The sequence below is a fragment of the Nitrospirota bacterium genome, assembly GCA_016235245.1.
Classification (GTDB): domain Bacteria; phylum Nitrospirota; class Thermodesulfovibrionia; order Thermodesulfovibrionales; family UBA6898; genus UBA6898.
In genome coordinates this window covers 63,056-82,847 of record JACRLO010000021.1, presented here as the reverse complement: position 1 = coordinate 82,847, position 19,792 = coordinate 63,056, and the positions used below count along the sequence as shown (strand labels likewise).

The window sequence follows — 19,792 nt, the reverse complement described above, 5'->3', positions numbered from 1 at the left end:
TTCTGAGGAATTGCGACGATTAGTGTTTCGCTGATCAGATGATTCCGATAAAGGCCGCCTGTCTTCCTGTTGTTCCTTTGGAATACCGATAGGAAAAGAACTTCTCAGGGCTGCAGAAGGTGCAGTCATCGGAAATCCAAATATTATTCTCAGGCACACCCATGTGTAATGCCTGGACTTGATTTGCAGAGGCAAGATCAAGATGAAATTTATCACCTTTGGTTTTGAAATAGGCGCCCTTCCCTGTGGCCTGAGAAACCGCCCTGATCACCTCTCCGTCCACTTCATAGCAGCACTGCCTGACCGAAGGGCCGATAGCCACAAGGATATCGTCCGGATCGCTGAAGAAATGTTCAGAAAAGACCTGTATGGTCTTTTTCAGTAGGGCCTCCGCAGTTCCCCTCCAGCCGGCATGAACAGCGCCAATAACCTTCCTCTTTGGATCGCAGAGCAGTATCGGCACGCAGTCAGCCACCTGCACACCGATCAGGAGTCCCTTCTGCCTTGTTATGACAGCATCAGCGATTACGGGCTCACGTGAAGCATCAATGACCACGACCCTATCAGTATGTTTCTGAATCGGAAGATATATCTGATCACTCGTTATCTCGAACAGCTCCGCGATACGTTCAAGATCAGCCCCAGGGTCCTTGCCGGTAAAACAGGCAGAGGCAACTGACTTCAAATTATCAGGGTAAATGATGTTATTCACGAAGAGAAAGAAATGCCCTGGGTATCGTCTCAATGATGTCAGAGGCAATAAGAGAATGCATGCCCTGCGCTTCAGCAGCTGCATCACCTGCCAGCCCATGCAGATAGACCGCAAGTCTGCAGGCATCGACCGGATGCATACCCTGGCCGAGCAGGCCTGCTAACATGCCGGTCAGGACATCGCCTGCCCCGGCCGTCGCCATGCCGGGGTTGCCGGTTGTATTGATAAATATCCTGCCCTCAGGGTCTGCGATAATCGTCGGTGCGCCCTTTAAAACAAAATAGGCACCAGTCTCCATTGCCGTGGTCCGGGATAATCCGATCCTGTCACGCTTAATCTCGATCTCAGGCCCGTTGCGGTCCTTCTCTTTATGGCCGCCACCCGTCGCGGATGCAAGGAACCTTGCCATTTCACCTGTATGAGGAGTCAATATGACCGGGGCCTTCACCGTTTTCAGCAGGTCTTTTCTGCCGGAAAGGAGATTAATCGCATCGGCATCGAGTACCATAGGCACGGTCACGGTTTCGAGAATTAATTTCAAAAGTCCCGCTGTTTCATCGCTGGCCGTGATGCCTGGGCCTATAGCAAGGACGTCTGCACGCGTATCGAGGAAATGCCGTATCAGATCAAAGGCCTGAGAAGAAAACGTACCGTTGCCGGAGTCTGGAAGCGGCAGCAGCATCTCCTCTGTTACCCGGGCCTGGAAAACGTCAAGAAGTGTTTCAGGAACGCCGAGTGTTACAAGCCCGGCGCCTGCACGAAGACAGGCCTTTGCTGTCATAAGCGCGGCGCCCGTTTTGCCCCGCGAACCTGCAATTACCAAAATATGTCCATAATCGCCCTTATGGGAATTTCCCGGCCGGTCGGGCACGAGCAGAGAAGCCGCCTTCTTTTCAATAGTCTCGCAACCAAGGCTGTCAACAGAGAGGAGTTCTTCCGGAAATCCGATATCTTCGATAGCGAGCTGACCACAATACTGTGCTCCGGGATAGAGGATATGCCCAATCTTTGGAAGCCCAAAGGTGACCGTATAATCCGCCTGCACAGCCGCACCCATGATCTGACCGCTGTCGGAGGAGATGCCGGAAGGGATATCAACAGCAACCACCTTTACATCCGCAGCGTTGAGGAACCGGATCGCCTCTGCCATATAAGAAGTAACGTCCTTGTTGATACCGGTGCCAAGAAGGGCATCGATGACAAGGGCGCCATGAAGGTCTTTTTCTGTCACCCCTTTTCTGAACTCAATGGCAACCCCGGAATGCTTTGCCATGCGGTATTGGGCGAGACAGTCAGGACTTAGTCTGTCTTCCCTGAGCATGAGGAGAACCCTGACATGCCATCCCCAGTTATGCAGATTGCGGGCCGCGGCAATACCGTCGCCGCCATTATTACCACCCCCAGCGAGCACGACCGCCTTTTTTTTATCAAAAAGCAGCCGCACCTTCTCAGCAAGCGAAAGACCGGCCCTTTCCATCAGCACTGTGCCGGGGATGCCATATCTCTCGATCGTGAGGCGGTCGATGTTCCGCATCTGCTCTGCAGTAACTACCTTCATCGTATTCCCTCGATCACGACGCAGGCGACACCATAATCTTTTTCATGGCTGAGGCTCAGATGAATTGTCCTGATATCCTTTTGTTTTATAAATTCTCCGGTTCTGCCGTGCAGCTGCAGCACCGGCCTGCCGTTATCCGCACTGCACACCTCGATATCGATAAGGGGGACATTCTGTTCGTGCGAAAGGGCCTTGATAAAAGCCTCCTTTGCAGCAAAGCGGACCGACAGTGACAGGGCCGGATCCTTTTTTTTATAGGCATACGCTATTTCCGCCTCGGTAAAAACGCGTGACAGGAACTTGTTTCCTCCGCGTTCGACTGCTTCACGAATCCGGTCTGTCTTTACGATATCAATGCCGGTGCCGTAGATCATTTCAGAGCAGTCTGACTACTGCACCGGACAGGACATCATTATCAGTTCTTTCATATCCCTGACCGCCTTTTCCATGCCGACCAGCACTGCCCGCGCTATGACGCTATGGCCGATATATAAACCCCTGAGGCCCTCTATTTCGGCAATCCCGGTGACATTATGATAATTCAGGCCGTGGCCGGCATTGGCCTTGAGCCCAATCGCTGAGGCATGAGAAATCGAGCTGGCGACCTTCGCACGCAGCCGCTCCTGGGCTTCTCCCCTCGCATTGGCATAGGTACCGGTATGGATCTCGACCATATCAGCACCTATTTCTTTTGTCAGGTCAACATCTTCGTTATCAGGATTAATAAAAAGACTCGTCCTGATGCCTTTGTCCTTCAGTATTCTTACCGCTTTCTTTAGGCCGCCCTTCCCTGTCTTCAGGTTCAGGCCTCCCTCAGTCGTAAGCTCCTGTCTCTTTTCCGGGACGAGCGTAACAAGATCAGGAAGTTTCTTTGAAGCGATGCGGATCATCTCATCCGTCGCGGCCATTTCCAGGTTAAGCTCGACCGTGATAAACCCTTTGAGCATCTCCAGGTCACGGTCGTTGACATGGCGGCGGTCTTCACGCAGATGCAGTGTAATGCCGTCTGCCCCGCCAAGGACGGCAAGTGTCGCTGCCATGACCGGATCAGGCTCTGCGCCCAGACGCGCCTGACGAAGCGTTGCAATATGGTCTATATTTATACCGAGTATCATCGTATGATTGAATTCTCCTTTTTATTATGGAACAACCGTCACGTCCTGTACGGCATGGACAAAGATAAACACCCTGAGGTTATTGGAGCCCTCATCAGCAGGAAGCAGGAAAAATCCCTTGAGGTTGTTGACCGTATGATGGCTGAGGAAAAACCCCTTATCCCAGGGCAGTTCGCTCTCCAGAAACCCCACCATATCCTCGCCGTCAATGAACTTGATGAAGGTGCGATGACCGTGGGGCTTTCGTATGCCGTAGGATTTTTTTTCATTATACTCCCTGTTGCCTTCAAAGGTCCGTACAAAGAAGATCGCCTTCAAAACATCATTCTTCATTACGCGGGCAATGTCGGAGCCGAGTTCCTGCAGGATCAGCTCATCAGACTTCTCAGAAAAATCCCTGATATGCCCTTTGAGAACCGTTCCGTCCAAAAACCGCAAGATAACTTTTTCGTCGTTCATGGCTACTCTGTGTCTGTTCTATTTCAGGTTGATAACGATCTTTGCAGACTTCCGCTTCTGCTCAAGCCACAGCATATAGGCGTTGCCTCTCTTCTGCTGCAGCAGGGTCGTGCGGATGCTCTCTTTCACTTCATCGTAGGGGGCAATGCCTTCGTTCTGCTTCTCTTTTACCCGCACAAGATAAAATGCGGCCTGGCCTTTATAAGGACCACCCTGCTGGCCTTCCTTAAGCATTTTAATGGACGAGGCCATGGAAGATGAAAAGTAATCAGGCGACACCCACCCATAGTCTGTTACGGAAGCTTTTTTCTCAAGATCAAGTTTTTTTGCATATTCGTCAAAATCAGCCCTGGTCTTCTTTATCTCTTCTGCCGCAGCATGAGCAGCGTCTTCGGTCTGGAACTCTACGATCTTCATATTGACCCGCGCAGGCTTCAGAAACGGTTTGGGGCTGTTCTTATAGTAATCCATTATTTCCTGTTCGGTTATCGCATCAGGTTTCAGAAAGCCTTCCATGAACCGTGTCAAGGTCATACGTTCCCTGAGTCTGCTGCGATACGTTTCATTGGTCAGGCCCTTGTCTTTGAGGGCTTTTTGATACGGCTCCTCGCCGAGTTTCTTGCGGAGTTGATCCAATTCACCGTTAACCTCGGCATCGGTAACGGAGATGCCCTTTGCTGCTGCTTCGTTCAGCGCAAGCTGTTCGCCAATCAGTTCCTGTAAAATGGCTTCCTTCATCTTTTTTTCATCAACCGACGCATTCTGAAGTTTATGCTGCTGCAGACGGTCTTTCATATGCATCTCAATCTTTTCTCTGCTTATACCTTTGCCGTCAACGGTGGCGGCCGGTTTAGCACACCCTCCTATGAATACTGCCATACCTAACATTGTCACTATAAGGCCATACCGAATAACCATACATCCTCCTTTAACATATCCTCGGCAATTGCTCGCCGGTAATCATATCAATAATTCTGGTGCCGCCTATTTTTGTCCTGAGAAGCACCATCTGACTGGGCTGCCCGGACACTTCACCGATTACGGATGCTTCCGCTCCTTCTTTTGTCTTTTTCATCGCCCGGACCAACTCATCTGCTACCCGGGCATCGACAACCGCAAGAAGAATTCCCTCATTTGCCACATACAGCGGATCAAGACCGAGCAGATCGCATGCACCCTGCACACCGGGCCTCACGCAAACAGCCTCCTCGTCTATCATCATACAACATGCCGAGTCGGCCGCAAATTCCTTGAGCGTCGTGGCAACGCCGCCACGGGTCGGATCGCGCAGGACACGGATCTCTCTGGTTGTTGCAAGCATCGTCTCAACCAGGCGGTTGAGTGCACAGACATCGCTTAAAAGGGGAGGCTCAAAGCTGATACCGTTTCTTTCTGCCATAACTGCCATGCCATGGTTTCCGATCGAGCCGCTCAGGATGATCTTATCACCGGGTCTGATCCTGTTTGGGGAAAGGTCTATGCCTTCATCCACAATCCCGATGCCTGCGGTGTTGATATAGATGCCATCGCCTTTTCCCTTTTCTACAACTTTGGTGTCACCCGCCACGATGTTAATTCCAGCCTTGTAAGCCGCAGTCTTCATGGACGCCAGAATCTTCTTCAAGTCTTCAATGGGCATCCCCTCTTCGAGGATGAACCCCGTGGTGAGATAGAGCGGTTTTGCCCCTGCCATCGAGAGGTCATTAACCGTCCCGCAGACAGAGAGCATGCCGATGTCCCCGCCCGGGAAGAAATAGGGAGATATTACATAGGAGTCGGTCGTAAGCGCAATCTTCCCTCCGGAAAATCCTTCAACCACAGCTGAATCATTCAGGGTCTGAAGATCAAAGGTGGGGACAAAGTAGTCCCTGACGAGCTGGTGCATCAGCCGTCCTCCGCCTCCATGACTCAACTGAATTCGTTCTACGCTATTTTCCATTTATCGGATGCTATCGCCGGCTAAAGTCCGCGCCGGCATATTTGAAATATGCGGCACAACTGCCTTCTGTGCTGACCATACAGGCTCCGACAGGCTTGTCAGGGGTGCAGGCCTTTCCAAAGAGTGTGCAGTCAGTCGGTATCTTGATGCCCTTCAGTACGTCACCGCATGAGCAGGCCTTTGGTTCCTGACCGTCAGGGACGCTGATCGTATACGTATTCATGATGTCGCGATGGCTATACTTGTCCCTCAGCTTCAGGCCGCTGTCCGGCAGTATGCCAAGCCCTCTCCAGTATGAATCTTCAGGTTCAAAGAATTCATCTAACAGGGCAACCGCACGGGGGTTCCCCTCTTCTTTTACGACCTTGGCATATTCGTTTTCGACTGCCGGCCTGTTACAGGCTATCTGCTTAAGAAGCATCAGCACACCGCTGAGGATATCCCCTGCATCAAAACCGGTCACAACCGATGGCTTATGATATTCGGCCGCAAGAAATGCGTACGGCCTCAACCCAATCACCGTGCTGACATGACCCGGCAGGATAAACCCGTTGATCTGCACTTCAGGTGCGCTGAGCAAAGCCTTCAGTGCCGGCGGAACGGTTTTATGGACAGAATAGATAAAGAAATTTCTGATGCCTCTCGATTCAGCCTCGGCCAGGGTTGCTGCTACAAGGGGCGATGTTGTCTCAAAGCCTGTTGCAAAGAATACGACGGTACGCTGCGGCATATGTTCGGCCAGCTTCAGCGCATCAAGGGGCGAATACACTATCCTGATATCCCCTCCTTCTGCCTTTGCCTGTGAGAGCGTTTGCCTGCTGCCGGGTACGCGCATCATATCGCCAAAGGTAGTTACGCTTGCATCCTGATGCCTGGCTATTTCGATGACCGTATCAACATCCCTGATCGACGTAACGCAGACAGGGCATCCCGGTCCACTCAATAGTTTTATCTCCTTTGGCAGCAGCTCGCGGATGCCATGTCTGAATATGGCTACCGTATGCGTACCGCATACCTCCATCAGTTTTACCGGCCGGTTGATAGAAACCATAAGTTCATTGATCGCTTCAATGATCTGCTTCACACGTGTCCTTCTGCTTTCATCATTTCCCGGGCCAGAAATACCTGGCCTAATGAGATTCCTGCATCATTGCAGGGGACTATTTCGTTCGTATACACATTCAGCCCTTCTCCGCGGAGACTCTCAGCAACTTTCCCGTAGAGGTAGAGGTTCTGAAAGACGCCGCCGCTTAGGGCAACTATCTTTATATTATTCATCAAAGAAAGCTTTAAGACAACCCTGATGACCGACATGGCAACCGTATTATGGAATTTCGTCGCAATGATGCATCTATCAAGACCTTTGGCCAGGTCGTCGATTATTGAGATAAATGTGTGCGAAAAATCAACTTCGATGATGTCATCAAAATGAATGTCCACAGGGTAGTCTTCGCAAATGCCTTTTAGTACGGATGATTCAAGCGCGATAGAAGCCTCCCCCTCGAAGGTATTGATGTCGCAGATACCGATGAGCGCTGATACCGCATCGAAAAGTCTTCCTGCGCCGGATGAAAGGGGAGAGAAATGTCTATTGTCTGCCACCTGAACGATATCTGTGATCTTCTTTTCGCCATACTTCCGAAGGAATCCTGTCGGTCCAATGAACCGCTTCAGATCGCTGCCAAAGGCGTTCTTCAGATAGCTCAATGCCACCCGCCAGGGTTCCTTTACTGCCTGTTCCCCGCCCGGAAGTGCCACCTGCTTCAGATGGCCTGAACGGTTAAAGCCCCTGGGGTCAGCGACAAGGAATTCACCGCCCCAGAGCGTTCCGTCCTCCCCATACCCGCTGCCGTCAAAGGCAACGCCGATAACTCTGCTCAGGCCGTGCTCTGCCATTACCGAGCCGATATGGGCATAATGATGCTGAATGGCGATTGTCCTGAGGTTCTGTTTAATTCCATACGCTCTTGCCCAGTTTGTTGAAAAATAATTGGGATGAAGGTCATGGACCACTGCAGCCGGTTCAGCTCTATAGACAGTCTTCAGGTTATCGAGGGTCTCTTCAAAAAAACGGACCGTTGCATAGTCCTCCATGTCGCCCATGTGCTGGCTTACAATAGCGTAGGTACCCCTAAGCAGCGTAAACGTGTTTTTCATGTCAGCACCGCAACCCAGGATGTCAGGGCCGTCAGTCATCAGAGGGATGGGTTCAGGAACATATCCGCGCGAACGGCGCATGATGCACGGTATTGCGTCGGGGGTGAGGGGCAACGATGCGGTATCGGCACTAATGCTGCCTCCGCCTGTTAACTTCTCCCTTACTCGTATCACAGAATCATCGACTCTCATGAAGATATTCCTGTTATAGACAACAAAGGCATCTGCAACTGATGAGAGCTTTTCAACAGCCTCCTCATTGGATATGATAATCGGCTCTTCGCTGATGTTGCCGCTTGTCATCACAAGTGCACTGAAATGCGGCTCCTCAGGAAGGCCCCGGCCGTTTAGCGGATAATGGAATAAAAGATGATGGAGCGGCGTATAGGGCAGCATGAACCCAAGATTGGCATTGCCCGGTGAAACGGCAGAAGGTAGAATACTTTCTTCTTTCTTCCTGAGAAGCACGATGGGCCGCTGTATGGAACTGAGGAGTTCTTCTTCTGCCACGGATACGACGCAATGCATCCTGATCGACTCCATATCAGGGGCCATCAGGGCAAAGGGCTTATTATTCCTTCTCTTTACTGTGCGCAACCGAACTACAGCACCGGCATTCAATGCATCGCATATAATATGAAACCCGCCGAGTCCCTTAACCACAACGATCTTCCCCTCTTTCAGAAGGTTGACAGCCGCTTTTATCGGCTCGGCAGATTCGATCTTTTTCCCTCTCTTGTCGAGCAGCGTTACCTCTGGCCCGCAGGCTGGGCAGGCAATTGGCTGGGCATGGAACCTTCTGTCGCGCGGGCTGTGATATTCAGTGGAGCAGTTCTCACAGAGCGTAAAGGTCTGCATCGTGGTATTCTTCCGGTCATAGGGTACTTCCCTGGTGATCGAATACCGGGGGCCGCAGTTCGTGCAGTTGATGAAAGGGTAGAGATACCTTCTGTCTTTGCGGTCAAACAGCTCCCTGCAGCAGTCATCGCAGACGGCGATGTCGGGGGATAGAAGCGTAAAACTGCCAGTTTCTGAACTTTGCCTGATCAGAAATTCAGTAAAACCCTCTGGTGCAGCAGGGGCAATATCTATTTTCATGATCCGTGAAAGAGGCGGCGCTTCCTGCCTGAGCCTCTCGATAAAATGAGAGAGGTTGCTGCCCTCTGCGGTAATAACAACGCCCTCAGAGGTATTTGAGACAAAACCGGTGATCTTCAGTTCAGTGGCAAGATTATACACAAAGGGTCTGAAGCCGACACCCTGAACGATTCCCTGAATAGATATGATACGACAGTCTTTCCGGTCAGGCATAGGCAGCCTGCTGATCAGCTTCTCAGCGCTTTCTCCTTGAGCCAGTCAGTCCACGCAGAAAGGCCTTCACCCGTCTTGCAGGAGACCTCGAATATTTTAAGATCCGGATTAAGGGACAGGGCGTCTTTTTTGATCTTGTTCATATCAACATCAAGATACGGGGCCAGGTCGATCTTGTTCAGAAGCAGGGCAGACGACTCCTGGAACATCAGGGGATACTTGAGCGGCTTGTCGTGCCCCTCGGCAATGCTTAAGACCATCACCTTGATATCCTCGCCGACCTTGAATTCAGCAGGACAGACAAGGTTTCCGACATTCTCGATAAAGAGCAGATCAAGGTCCTGAAGCGGGAGGTCCTGAAGTACCTCATAGATCATGTTAGCATCCAGATGACAGGCGCCTCCGGTATTGATCTGGATAACCGGAGCGCCATGTTTTTCGATGCGCTCGGCATCGTCACTGCCTGCGATGTCTCCTTCGATAACGCCTATCCTCAGACCTGTCTTCAGGGCAAGAGTCTTTTCGAGAACAGATGTCTTGCCTGCTCCCGGCCCGCTCATGAGGTTGATCACATACAGTCCTGCATTATCAAAAAGCCTGCGGTTTTCGAGAGCTATGCGCTCGTTTGCCTCAAGTATCCTGGTTACAACCTTGACTTTCACGATTATGAGACCTCCATGTCTATAATATCCAGTTCTCTTCCTGATGTTATCTGAAACGAGCTGCCCTTGCAGACCGGGCAGTTCAGGATGTATTCCTCCTGCACGATAAAACTGCTTGCGCAATCATTACAGAGCCCGGTCACCGGAACCTCTTCAATATTCAGCAGGGCGTCCCGGGCGATCGAGTCAGGTTTGATCGCGTTGAACGCAAAAATGAGGGCGTCAGGCATGATCCCTGACGCCCTTCCTATCCGCAGATTAACTGAATCTATTTTTGTGTGTCCACTCCTGGTACACTGCTCAGAGACTATATCAAGAACATTCTGAGCGATCGAAAGCTCATGCATCTTACCCCTTTGCGAATTTCTCTTTTTCCTTGTCGTATGCGTCTTTTCCGGCATCGATCGCAGCTTTGATCAGGGACTTTTTCTCGTCGTAATAGCCCTTGCCTTCATCAGTAACTGCGCTCACCTTCTCCTTGGCCTCATTGATATACTCGTTTGTTTTGTCCTTGATATCATCGGCCAATTCCTTTATTTTTTTGCGGGTCACCTCTCCTGACTGCGGCGCTACGAGCAATGCCAGACCTGCTCCGACAACACCTCCCAGAAGAAATGATAACAGCAGCGAACCTGATCCAAAACCTTCGTCTTTCATAATCTGTCTCCTTTTCTGCGTAAATTGGCAATAAAATATGATAAAGCTGCCCTTATGCCTGCATTCAGGCTTAAGGTCTTTATGGTCATTGCTGAGGTGACACTGTCCACGAGCGCATTGACTGCATTGACCTTGCCGCCGATCTGCTGAATTGCCCCTGAAAACTGTTTGACATCGTCGGTGATCACATTCACATTATCCGTTATCTGCCGGACACTTTTCAGTGTTTCCTGAAGCTCCTGAAGAGCCGGGTTAAGGCTCTGCTCAGTTGTCTGGCGCAATGCAGCCACCGTGCGCCTCAGCTCAAGAAGCAGCGGTATCATTACCACAGCGACGACAGCAAAAACGGCAGCTATAACGGCTAATAGTATTGTATTCATCGTTCCTCCAGACAAATTATATCATATCTTCAGGACATTTCCTCATTACTTTTCTGCGCCCGGCAGCCTTTGCGGTGCTGTTGCCTGAAAAGAAGTTTATGGTAAGCTAAAAAGCATGACCGATGAAGCCTGTATCAGACGAACACTGGCCCTTGCCAGGCGCGCAGAGGGCATGACAAGCCCCAATCCGATGGTGGGTGCAGTGCTCGTGAAACACGGCAGGATCATAGCCGAGGGCTATCACAGGAAGGCAGGCACCGCACATGCCGAGGTTATTGCGATCGGAAAAGCCGGCCCGGATGCAACCGGTTCAACACTCTATGTCAGCCTTGAACCCTGCTGTCATAAAGACAAGAGAACGCCCCCCTGCACCGAAACGATAATTATGGCTGGAATAAAAAGAGTTGTTATCGCCATGGAAGACCCCAACCCGAAGGTTTCTGGCAAGGGCACCGAAGAACTCGGAAAGGCCGGAATTGAAGTCGTATCAGGAATCCTGGAGGAAAAAGCCCGGCATTTGAATGAATTCTACACCAAACATATTATCACCCGTCTTCCTTTTGTAATCCTCAAGATGGCGATGACCCTTGACGGCAAGATCGCGACCCCGGAGGGTGAATCGAAATGGATCACAGGCGAAAAAGCCCGTAAAGAAGTTCATGGGCTGAGGGGAAAGGTCGATGCAATCATGACAGCCATAGGCACGATCAGGGCAGACGATCCAATGCTGACTTGCAGAACAGGCGGGCTGAGGAGCCCGATGCGTATCATCCTCGACCCCGATCTTCAGATCGGGGAGCATGCAAACGTGCTGAACTGCCCTCCCAGGACGGTCCTGGTCTGCAGCAACCGATCGTCAAAGAAAAAACGGGCTCAGCTTCAGGACAAGGGCATCTCATTGATTGAACATGCCGGAAGCAGGGTTGACCTGCAGTGGCTTATGAAGAGGCTGGGGGCTGAAGGGATCGTTTCGGTGCTTATCGAGGGAGGCTCTTCCCTTGCATCGTCCTGTCTTGAAACAGCTATCGTCGATAAGGTCATATGTTATATCGCACCAAAGATCATCGGGGGAGAAAAGTCGTTTCCCGCGGTGGGGGGAAAGGTCTTCAGGAGCCTCCAGCATGCACACGTTCTGACAAGGACTGCTATCCGCAGTGTTGGAGATGATTTTGTTATCGAAGGGTATCTGAACAACTCCTAGCTCATTGCTGCCTCCTGCCACAGACAATGATCCCGCAATAAAGCTCTGCAACTGATGAGAAATGCTATTTTATTTTCTGAATTTTGATACAATGAGATCATGACTGACAAGACAAAGATCGCAATCACGTCGAGACATGCGCATGAACTCAGCAGCAATATCTCGGTGGACGATGTGACCTATCACGTCCAGACTGAGGATATGGGAAGAAAGTCCTGCAAGATCATAACGAATGTCTTTCTCAAGGGTGAAATTCTCGCGTCGAGAAAATCCGATTATGCCCATCTCTTAAAGATCAAAGACCTTGATGCACGGCTGACCGACTTAATGGATAAGCATCATAAGGCTGCTATTGCCAGTTTTATCGCCGATCAATCGAAAAAGCAGAAGCTTAAGGCCGAATACTTCTCCGAGGTGCAGCAACTGCTGCGGCGCGGAAAAGGGAGGCAGGCCCTCGATATGCTGCGGGAAGGCCTTGAAAGCTATCCCACCGACGCCTTTCTCCTGTCCTACTATGGCTGTCTCATTGCCATTGTCGAAAACAATACCAGAGAGGGCATTGCCATCTGCGAAAACGCCATAAAAGCGCTCAATACCGCCATGCCTTTTGGCAGCGAATTCTTCTATCCGGTCTTTTACCTGAACCTTGGAAGGGCTTATCTGAAGGCCGGCCGCAAGTCTGAAACGATCAAGGCCTTTCAGCAGGGCCTCAAGAGTGACCCGGAGAATAACGATATATTGTGGGAGATGAAGAAGCTCGGCTCAAGAAAAAAACCGCCTGTGCCGTTTCTCAAAAGAGGCAACCCGATCAATAAATATATCGGTCTGCTCCTGGGCAAATCCGGGAAGTAGCCCTGCTCCCGGGTATTTCCTTCCTGAACTGCCGTTGACCCGAACCATTGACCCCCGATTGATCATCAGGTACCGCCATCATTTTTGTATGTGCTATCATAATCATCATAATGCAGTACGGAGAGCGTGCAAAGTATCGAACGTTTCTTGTGATCAGGAGAATTACTTTTGTGAGTGGTCGAGGATCTCATGATTAAACTTGTTGAACTGCCGATCAGGGTACAGTTGCTGCTCATGGTATCCATCATTGTTTTGTTGGCCTTTTCCATAATCGCATATTCCGGAATACAGCAGAGAGCTGAAGAAATAAACCATGCCAAACAGGAGGTTAAGGCGCTTGCCGTATTAGTTGAAGTCCAGCAGCAGTCTCTTGTTGCGTCCGCGGAGCAACTGTTGTATGCGCTTAGCAGTATGCCGGAGGTAGACCGGCGGAATATACCCAAGGTCCAGACCGCTCTTGCCGAGGCAATAAAGCTGAACCCGCAGTATACCACCATATTCATAACAGATCGAAACGGAGATATCTGGGCGTCGGCCATTCCGACAAAAGGCATGACCATAACCGACCGGGAATCCTTTAATAAAGCCCTTGCACTCGGACATTTTACCGCAGGCCAATATAAGAAGGGGCAGTATTCCGGCAAGCAGGTCCTCTCATTCTACTATCCTTATAAAAACAGCAAAGACGAAATAAGCGGGGTTATCATCCTTGGCGTAGACCTCGGGTATCACAAAAAGCTTATGGAGCATATTGAATGGCCGAAAGATACCAGTTATGTATTGCTGGACCATAACGGGGTGGTGCTCGGAATGGGCTTTGACAAATATATCGGTGAGCATTTTGAAGAAAAGGCCATCGAACAAATGAAGAGAGGTGCTATAGCAGATACGTTAATAAGCATTTCGCATGACGGGACAAAACGGATAATAGCCTATCGCAAGCTGATCCTGAAGGGAGAAGATAAACCGTATATGTATGTACGGGTCGGGATACCCTATGATCTGGTCATGGCAAATGTAAACAGAACACTTCTCAAACACTTTATGTTAATCCTGATAATTTTTTCTTGTATGCTTTATGTGGCCTGGATCATTGGCAAACGTTCGATTGCAGACCGCGTTGCACTTTTAAAGACGCATTCCGGGCGTCTGTCTAAAGGCATTGTGAAGGGCAGAGTTTCCGACCTGATTAAAGGCGGGGAATTGGGAGAATTGGCTTTAACGGTTGACCGCATGGCTGATGATATTGCCGCAAGGGAAGCGGCGCTACGACAGAGTGAACAACGCTATCGCACTCTTTTCGAACAGTCTCCGGACGGCATAGTTATTGTTGACCTCTCCAATAAGATCATACAGTTCAATGACGTGGCCTGTGGCCAGCTGGGTTATACCCGGGAAGAGTTTTCTCGGCTAAGCATCTCCGACATAGACCCTGATAAAAGTCCCACAGAAATACTGGACCGCACCGAGCAGGTAATTGAGGCCGGAGGGGCGACCTTTGACGTCAGACATAAAACCAAACTGGGCGAGATCAGGTATCACCATGTCATCACCCGTCCGATTGTCATGGACGGTGAAACGGTTTTGTATGCAATCTGGCAGGACATCACGGACCGCAGGCTATCCGAAGAGGCGTTGCGACAGAGCGAGCAGTTCATCCGGAGCATACTTGATACGGTAGACGAGGGGTTTATCGTGATAGACCGGGACTACCGTATACTGACGGCCAACAAGGCGTATTGCAGCCAGGTAGGAGGCAGTGACCATATCGTCATTGGTAAACACTGCTATGAGATATCCCATAAGTCTGACAAACCCTGTTTTGAGGCGGGGGAAGAATGCGCAACACGCCGGGCATTTGAGACAGGCACGCTCCATACGGCGCTGCACCGCCATAAGGATATGAGCGGTAATATCCTGTATGTAGAGACCAAGGCCTTTCCGATCAAGGATGATTCAGGTGTTGTGACTTCTGTTATCGAGGTGATCAACAACATCACGGAGAAGCATCTTCTTGAAGAAGAGCGGCTCAAGACGCAGAAACTCGAATCGATCGGGACGCTTGCCGGCGGCATAGCCCATGACTTTAACAACCTGCTTCAGGGGGTATTTGGGTATATTTCGATGGCAAAGATCACCCATGACGAGAAGGAAAAGTCTCTGGCCATGCTGGCGCAGGCTGAAGAAGCGCTCCATATGTCGGTAAATCTGACAACGCAGCTTCTGACGTTCTCCAAGGGCGGTAAGCCGCTGAAGAAGTTGATCCGGCTCGAACCGACGATCGAAAACGCTGTAAAATTTGCCCTGAGCGGTTCCCATACAGACTATCGCCTGAATATTGTTTCTGATCTTTGGGCAGTGGAGGCTGATGCCGGGCAGCTTGCGCAGGTGCTGCAGAACATTGTGCTGAATGCAAATGAGGCTATGGCAGGGAGAGGCACGGTAACGATCTCGGCCAGGAATATGGATATCAGGGCAAAAGACAACGCAAGGCTGCCGGAAGGGGGAAGGTTCGTATGCATTGACATACAGGATACGGGCACAGGGATATCCGCTCAGAACGTGACGAAGATCTTTGATCCTTACTTTACGACGAAGCAGAAGGGAAGCGGCCTTGGTCTGGCAACATCGTATTCGATCATAAAGAACCACGGCGGGTTAATCGAGGTTAGCTCGGAGGTAGACCGGGGTACGGTATTTTCGATCTATCTTCCTGCGTCGATGGGGGCAGCGGTCGAGACCGAGTCACCTGCATCGACGACGCTGTCGTCAAAAAAGGGCCGGGTGCTTCTGATGGACGATGAGGATATTGTGAGAAACGTTGCAAGAGAGATGATCGGAGCGCTTGGCCATGAGGTGGAGGGAGCAGAGGACGGCAGACGGGCAATAGAGCTATTCGGGCAGGCCAGGGAGGCAGGCAGGCCATTTGATCTGGTGATCCTTGATCTGACGGTAAAGGGTGGAATGGGCGGACAGGAGGCGATAGCCATGCTCCGGGAAATTGAGCCTACTATCAAGGCAGTGGTATCAAGCGGATATGCGGACAGTGCGGTGATCGCAGATTATCGTGCCTATGGTTTTTCAGCGGTTCTGAACAAACCGTATAAGCTCGATGAACTGAAGCACTGCCTGAGTCTCTTCCTTTCGTAGGGGTTTGTCGTCTTTCGTGAAAGCACTGGAAAATGATGCGCTGGATCCGGAACATTTCTGTAATGATTGCTATGAGCACACAAAAGATTACTGCAGCCTGCTCGCAAGGGCTAAATCGGGCAACTCCTTAGGAAGCAGGGTCGAAAGGACTTCCCCGATCAAAATCAGGCAGGTAATGATCCTGGCTGCTGAGCTCTTGTATAAAGGAATTCTTCAGACCAAGGCCGAGCGCATAGTCCGTAATCTCATCATATTCATCTTCTGTCAATGTACGGTCTATTCCGGGATAAGCGCCTACCTTATATTGAGGAGAATACTGCGACATAATGCTGACATGAATATCCGGCGACAAATCCGCCAGGGACCTGAGACAGTTCCGGCTGTTGTCCAATTGCCCGGGCAATACCAGATGCCGTACCAGCAACCCACGCATGGCTATGCCGCCACCATCCATTTTCAGGCTGCCTGTCTGATCCAGCATTTCCCAGAGCACATCGGGAACAATATCTGCATAGTCATCCACCGAAGAAAACTGCTTTCCAAGGCTGTTGTCCAGATAGTTGATATCCGGAAGATAAATATCAACAAGACCCCGTATCTGCCGGAGTGCTTCTACTGAATCATACCCGTTGGAATTATAGACAACAGGGACAAAGAGACCTTTTTGCCTGGCGCTTTTTATCGCATCAGCCATCTGAAAGATCATATGAGAAGGCGAGACAAAATTGATATTATGTGCGCCGGCATCCTGAAGGAACAGCATTTCAGATACCAGTTCATCTTCAGAGTGAGTCCTGGAATGTCCCTGCTGAAAATCCTGGCTTATCTGATAATTCTGGCAGAACACGCAGCGAAGATTGCAGCCGCTGAAAAAAATGGTGCCTGAACCTCTTGTTCCTGAGATGGGCGGTTCTTCTCCAAAATGCAGGCCTGCATGTGAAACCAGAATGTCTGAACTGACACCGCAAAAACCGGTCTTTCCGATAATCCGGTCCACTCCGCATCTGCGCGGACAGCATTCACAATGGGACAGTTGATCGGTCAGCGTTCTACTCATCTGCAATTAGGTATTGTTGGGGATACTCAGGTTTGGCACTGTGTGCCCTACCCCGTAATGATCTCGTAGATCTCCTTATATCGTGCAATTGCCTTATCGATGATCTCATCAGGCAGCACAGGGCCGGGATAGGTCTGGTCCCAGTCCAGGCTCAGGAGATAGTCCCTGATGATCTGCTTGTCATAGCTGTCCTGTCCCTTGCCGGGCTGATAGTTTTTGGCAGACCAGAAGCGGGAAGAATCAGGGGTAAGCACCTCGTCGATCAGAATCAGTTCGTCATTGAACATGCCGAACTCGAACTTGGTGTCAGCTATGATGATGCCTTTTTTTTCTGCGAGATCACGCGCCTTGGTGTAGACCTGCAGACTCACATCCCTCAGCTTTTCTCCCATATCCTTGCCTACTATCTTGATCATCTCCTCAAAGGAGATATTCATATCATGCCCTTCATCTGCCTTGGTGCTTGGCGTAAAGATTGGTTCAGCAAGTTTCGACGACTCTACCAGTCCTTCCGGCAGTTTCATGGAGCAGACGGTGCCGCTTTTTTTGTATTCCTTCCAGCCTGACCCGGAAAGATATCCTCTCACAATACATTCCACAGGCATCGGCTTTGCCTTTTTTACCAGCATGCTCCTGCCTTCAAGCTGTTCCGCATATTTATGACATACTGAAGGGTAGTCCTTCACCTCGGTCGCTACTATGTGATTATTGATAATATCCTGCATCTGGCTGAACCAATACAAAGATATCTGGGTAAGCAGCCTGCCCTTGCCCGGTATGCCGTTAGGGAGGACCACATCAAAGGCTGATATCCTGTCAGAAGCGATCAGGAGGAGATAGTCCCCAACCTCATATATGTCCCTCACCTTTCCTTTTCTCAGGAACGTTATATCCGGCATCTCGGTCTTCAATAGAACATTGCTCATTGCTTTCTCCTTAAACGATTTTTTGAAGAATACATTTTACCTCAACCGGGCTCTTTTTCGCTTCACCTGCGGCGACGCATTCCGGCCATAAAAAACCCTGCAGTTTATGGTGCAGGGTTTTCTATTCAGACTTCTTTCAGGGTCCGACTTATTGAGAGGAACCTGTCCTCATCGCCTGAAGGCGGGCTATCCGTTCCTCAACAGGAGGGTGCGTGCTGAAAAGCCTCATAAAGGAACCTCCGGTGAGAGGACTTACGATCATCATATGAGATGTTGCAGGCGTCGCATCCATCGGGATTGCCTGAGCGCCTGCCTCAAGCTTTCTGAGTGCATTGGCAAGTGACATGGGATTGCCCTGCAGCTGCGCTCCTCCGGCATCTGCCGCATATTCCCGGGACCTGGATATGGCCATCTGTATCAGCATTGCCGCAATAGGAGCAAGGATCATCATGGCAATTCCTGCAATAGGGCTGCCTCCCTCATCGTCATCGTGCCTTCCGCCGAAAAACATGGCCATATGGCCGAGATAACTGATAGCACCGGCCATGGTCGCAGCGATAGTCCCGATCAGAATATCCCGGTGCTTTACATGAGCAAGCTCATGGGCCATGACGCCTGAAAGCTCCTCTTCGCTCAGAATGCGCATGATCCCCTCAGTTGCGGCGACTGCAGCATGGTTGGGATTTCTGCCGGTTGCAAAGGCATTCGGCGAATCATCAGGGATAATATAGACCTTTGGCATCGGCATGCCTGCCTTCTGTGACAGGGTCCTTACGATCCTGTAGAGCACAGGGGCTTCAGACTCAGTCACCTGCTGCGCCCTGTACATTTTCAGGACGATCTTGTCACTAAAGAAATAAGAGACAAAGTTCATAACACCCGCCATAACAAGGGCAATGGTCATGCCTGACTGACCACCGACTGCTGCCCCTCCAAATACCAGAAGCATTGTAAGCAGCACCATAAGCATCACTGTCTTCATTACATTCATAGTTGCCTCCTTATTGCACCATGAAAAAAACCCTTATCCCGCCCCGGTGAATTCAACTGACTCACGAGCCGAGATAAAGGTCTTGCCTGTTATTCTGCATAACCGATTGAACCGGCCCGCCGCAGCGAACGTGTTGACGACTCAATCAACCCATCAGGGAGCTACTCCCCTCTATCAGTCTTAATTTTATACAAATGGTCGGGCAAACGTCAATACTGTCGCAGGCCGGCGCAGGGGAAAAAGCGGGGGATCGGATCAGTCCAAAATCCTTATCGCGGCATCAATTACTTCACCTTCAATAATGGTATATGCCTTTATATCCGGCGATTCAGGATTCGTCAGTCCAATGATTACATAGACGACATCCTGGTAAAAGGCAAGTCTGATATCTGTTGCAGAAGGATATGCAGGCGACTGGGGATGGGAATGGAATATGGCAAGCATGGACAATTCTTCCTGTCTCATTTCTTGCATCACCCTGAATTGTTCCTTCGGCTCCATAACGTAGCTGACTGGCGAGGGCTCAGCATTGGGCATGAGATAGACCTTTACCACCGTGCCGCTTTTTCCTGCGAGGATACCGCATGCCTCATTCGGATAGCCCGCCCTGCAATGCTTTAGCATCTGCGCAGCGAGTTCTCCGGACATACGAAGTTCAGGCATGG

20 protein-coding genes are annotated in these 19,792 nt (G+C 50.5%); 3 read left to right on the top strand and 17 right to left on the bottom strand.

The window, feature by feature from the left end; all coding sequences use genetic code 11:
- Positions 1 to 34: 34 nt before the first annotated feature.
- The 13 genes from pgeF to HZB31_10430 are packed head-to-tail and all read right to left on the bottom strand — an operon-like array spanning position 35 to position 10,950.
- Positions 35 to 712: a peptidoglycan editing factor PgeF gene (gene pgeF / locus HZB31_10490; protein MBI5848355.1), complete on the bottom strand. Its 678-nt coding sequence runs from the start codon at positions 710 to 712 to the stop codon at positions 35 to 37.
- A complete protein-coding gene (locus tag HZB31_10485) occupies positions 705 to 2,270 on the bottom strand; it encodes an NAD(P)H-hydrate dehydratase (GenBank protein MBI5848354.1) in 1,566 nt (521 codons plus the stop codon). The genes pgeF and HZB31_10485 overlap by 8 nt, the downstream gene beginning before the upstream one ends.
- A complete protein-coding gene (gene acpS / locus HZB31_10480) occupies positions 2,267 to 2,644 on the bottom strand; it encodes a holo-ACP synthase (protein MBI5848353.1) in 378 nt (125 codons plus the stop codon). The genes HZB31_10485 and acpS overlap by 4 nt, the downstream gene beginning before the upstream one ends.
- Before the next feature lie 15 nt (positions 2,645 to 2,659).
- Complete coding sequence (locus HZB31_10475) at positions 2,660 to 3,385, bottom strand: pyridoxine 5'-phosphate synthase (GenBank protein MBI5848352.1); 726 nt, start codon at positions 3,383 to 3,385, stop codon at positions 2,660 to 2,662.
- 24 nt (positions 3,386 to 3,409) lie between these two features.
- Positions 3,410 to 3,844, bottom strand: a complete 435-nt coding sequence (locus HZB31_10470) for a hypothetical protein (protein MBI5848351.1) — start codon at positions 3,842 to 3,844, stop codon at positions 3,410 to 3,412.
- Between the two features lie 18 nt (positions 3,845 to 3,862).
- On the bottom strand, positions 3,863 to 4,762 hold the full coding sequence (locus tag HZB31_10465) for a SurA N-terminal domain-containing protein (protein ID MBI5848350.1): 900 nt from the start codon (positions 4,760 to 4,762) through the stop codon (positions 3,863 to 3,865).
- Positions 4,763 to 4,772: 10 nt separating this feature from the next.
- The gene (gene hypE, locus HZB31_10460) at positions 4,773 to 5,783 is read right to left on the bottom strand and encodes a hydrogenase expression/formation protein HypE (protein ID MBI5848349.1); all 1,011 of its coding nucleotides are present in this window, start codon (positions 5,781 to 5,783) and stop codon (positions 4,773 to 4,775) included.
- A gap of 10 nt (positions 5,784 to 5,793) precedes the next feature.
- The gene (gene hypD / locus HZB31_10455; GenBank protein ID MBI5848348.1) at positions 5,794 to 6,867 is read right to left on the bottom strand and encodes a hydrogenase formation protein HypD; all 1,074 of its coding nucleotides are present in this window, start codon (positions 6,865 to 6,867) and stop codon (positions 5,794 to 5,796) included.
- Complete coding sequence (hypF, locus tag HZB31_10450; protein MBI5848347.1) at positions 6,864 to 9,251, bottom strand: carbamoyltransferase HypF; 2,388 nt, start codon at positions 9,249 to 9,251, stop codon at positions 6,864 to 6,866. Before hypF ends, hypD begins: the two co-directional genes overlap by 4 nt.
- A gap of 14 nt (positions 9,252 to 9,265) precedes the next feature.
- Positions 9,266 to 9,913 carry a hydrogenase nickel incorporation protein HypB gene (gene hypB / locus HZB31_10445; protein ID MBI5848346.1) on the bottom strand — a complete coding sequence of 216 codons (648 nt, stop codon included), beginning with the start codon at positions 9,911 to 9,913 and terminating at the stop codon, positions 9,266 to 9,268.
- Positions 9,914 to 9,915: 2 nt separating this feature from the next.
- Positions 9,916 to 10,260 (bottom strand): hydrogenase maturation nickel metallochaperone HypA, encoded by a 345-nt coding sequence (hypA, locus tag HZB31_10440; protein MBI5848345.1) that lies wholly within the window; start codon positions 10,258 to 10,260, stop codon positions 9,916 to 9,918.
- Position 10,261: 1 nt separating this feature from the next.
- Positions 10,262 to 10,570, bottom strand: coding sequence for a YtxH domain-containing protein (locus tag HZB31_10435; GenBank protein MBI5848344.1), 309 nt, complete (start codon positions 10,568 to 10,570; stop codon positions 10,262 to 10,264).
- Positions 10,567 to 10,950, bottom strand: coding sequence for a DUF948 domain-containing protein (locus HZB31_10430; GenBank protein MBI5848343.1), 384 nt, complete (start codon positions 10,948 to 10,950; stop codon positions 10,567 to 10,569). The genes HZB31_10435 and HZB31_10430 overlap by 4 nt, the downstream gene beginning before the upstream one ends.
- A 115-nt stretch (positions 10,951 to 11,065) precedes the next feature.
- Between HZB31_10430 and ribD the strand changes: the two genes are divergently transcribed.
- The 3 genes from ribD to HZB31_10415 all read left to right on the top strand — a co-directional run bounded on the left by ribD (position 11,066) and on the right by HZB31_10415 (position 16,153).
- A complete protein-coding gene (ribD, locus tag HZB31_10425; protein ID MBI5848342.1) occupies positions 11,066 to 12,151 on the top strand; it encodes a bifunctional diaminohydroxyphosphoribosylaminopyrimidine deaminase/5-amino-6-(5-phosphoribosylamino)uracil reductase RibD in 1,086 nt (361 codons plus the stop codon).
- 99 nt (positions 12,152 to 12,250) lie between these two features.
- A complete protein-coding gene (locus tag HZB31_10420) occupies positions 12,251 to 13,003 on the top strand; it encodes a hypothetical protein (GenBank protein ID MBI5848341.1) in 753 nt (250 codons plus the stop codon).
- Positions 13,004 to 13,192: 189 nt separating this feature from the next.
- On the top strand, positions 13,193 to 16,153 hold the full coding sequence (locus HZB31_10415) for a PAS domain S-box protein (GenBank protein MBI5848340.1): 2,961 nt from the start codon (positions 13,193 to 13,195) through the stop codon (positions 16,151 to 16,153).
- Positions 16,154 to 16,280: 127 nt separating this feature from the next.
- Here HZB31_10415 and HZB31_10410 read toward each other — a convergent pair whose 3' ends face one another.
- From HZB31_10410 to HZB31_10395, 4 genes are all read right to left on the bottom strand, one after another.
- Positions 16,281 to 17,198 (bottom strand): radical SAM protein, encoded by a 918-nt coding sequence (locus HZB31_10410; protein ID MBI5848339.1) that lies wholly within the window; start codon positions 17,196 to 17,198, stop codon positions 16,281 to 16,283.
- A gap of 59 nt (positions 17,199 to 17,257) precedes the next feature.
- Positions 17,258 to 18,136, bottom strand: coding sequence for a phosphoribosylaminoimidazolesuccinocarboxamide synthase (locus HZB31_10405; protein ID MBI5848338.1), 879 nt, complete (start codon positions 18,134 to 18,136; stop codon positions 17,258 to 17,260).
- 148 nt (positions 18,137 to 18,284) lie between these two features.
- Positions 18,285 to 19,127 carry a zinc metalloprotease HtpX gene (gene htpX / locus HZB31_10400; protein MBI5848337.1) on the bottom strand — a complete coding sequence of 281 codons (843 nt, stop codon included), beginning with the start codon at positions 19,125 to 19,127 and terminating at the stop codon, positions 18,285 to 18,287.
- A gap of 255 nt (positions 19,128 to 19,382) precedes the next feature.
- Positions 19,383 to 19,790, bottom strand: a complete 408-nt coding sequence (locus tag HZB31_10395) for a M67 family metallopeptidase (GenBank protein ID MBI5848336.1) — start codon at positions 19,788 to 19,790, stop codon at positions 19,383 to 19,385.
- Positions 19,791 to 19,792 lie beyond the last annotated feature (2 nt).

What these genes read in the sequence shown, in the direction of transcription:
- hypA (MBI5848345.1), bottom strand. Translation starts at nt 10,260, where the DNA reads ATGCATGAGCTTTCGATCGCTCAGAATGTTCTTGATATAGTCTCTGAG.
- acpS (MBI5848353.1), bottom strand. Translation starts at nt 2,644, where the DNA reads ATGATCTACGGCACCGGCATTGATATCGTAAAGACAGACCGGATTCGT.
- HZB31_10470 (MBI5848351.1), bottom strand. Translation starts at nt 3,844, where the DNA reads ATGAACGACGAAAAAGTTATCTTGCGGTTTTTGGACGGAACGGTTCTC.
- HZB31_10435 (MBI5848344.1), bottom strand. Translation starts at nt 10,570, where the DNA reads ATGAAAGACGAAGGTTTTGGATCAGGTTCGCTGCTGTTATCATTTCTT.
- HZB31_10475 (MBI5848352.1), bottom strand. Translation starts at nt 3,385, where the DNA reads ATGATACTCGGTATAAATATAGACCATATTGCAACGCTTCGTCAGGCG.
- HZB31_10405 (MBI5848338.1), bottom strand. Translation starts at nt 18,136, where the DNA reads ATGAGCAATGTTCTATTGAAGACCGAGATGCCGGATATAACGTTCCTG.
- HZB31_10485 (MBI5848354.1), bottom strand. Translation starts at nt 2,270, where the DNA reads ATGAAGGTAGTTACTGCAGAGCAGATGCGGAACATCGACCGCCTCACG.
- HZB31_10395 (MBI5848336.1), bottom strand. Translation starts at nt 19,790, where the DNA reads ATGCCTGAACTTCGTATGTCCGGAGAACTCGCTGCGCAGATGCTAAAG.
- HZB31_10420 (MBI5848341.1), top strand. Translation starts at nt 12,251, where the DNA reads ATGACTGACAAGACAAAGATCGCAATCACGTCGAGACATGCGCATGAA.
- htpX (MBI5848337.1), bottom strand. Translation starts at nt 19,127, where the DNA reads ATGAATGTAATGAAGACAGTGATGCTTATGGTGCTGCTTACAATGCTT.
- ribD (MBI5848342.1), top strand. Translation starts at nt 11,066, where the DNA reads ATGACCGATGAAGCCTGTATCAGACGAACACTGGCCCTTGCCAGGCGC.
- hypE (MBI5848349.1), bottom strand. Translation starts at nt 5,783, where the DNA reads ATGGAAAATAGCGTAGAACGAATTCAGTTGAGTCATGGAGGCGGAGGA.
- HZB31_10430 (MBI5848343.1), bottom strand. Translation starts at nt 10,950, where the DNA reads ATGAATACAATACTATTAGCCGTTATAGCTGCCGTTTTTGCTGTCGTC.
- HZB31_10415 (MBI5848340.1), top strand. Translation starts at nt 13,193, where the DNA reads ATGATTAAACTTGTTGAACTGCCGATCAGGGTACAGTTGCTGCTCATG.
- hypF (MBI5848347.1), bottom strand. Translation starts at nt 9,251, where the DNA reads ATGCCTGACCGGAAAGACTGTCGTATCATATCTATTCAGGGAATCGTT.
- HZB31_10465 (MBI5848350.1), bottom strand. Translation starts at nt 4,762, where the DNA reads ATGGTTATTCGGTATGGCCTTATAGTGACAATGTTAGGTATGGCAGTA.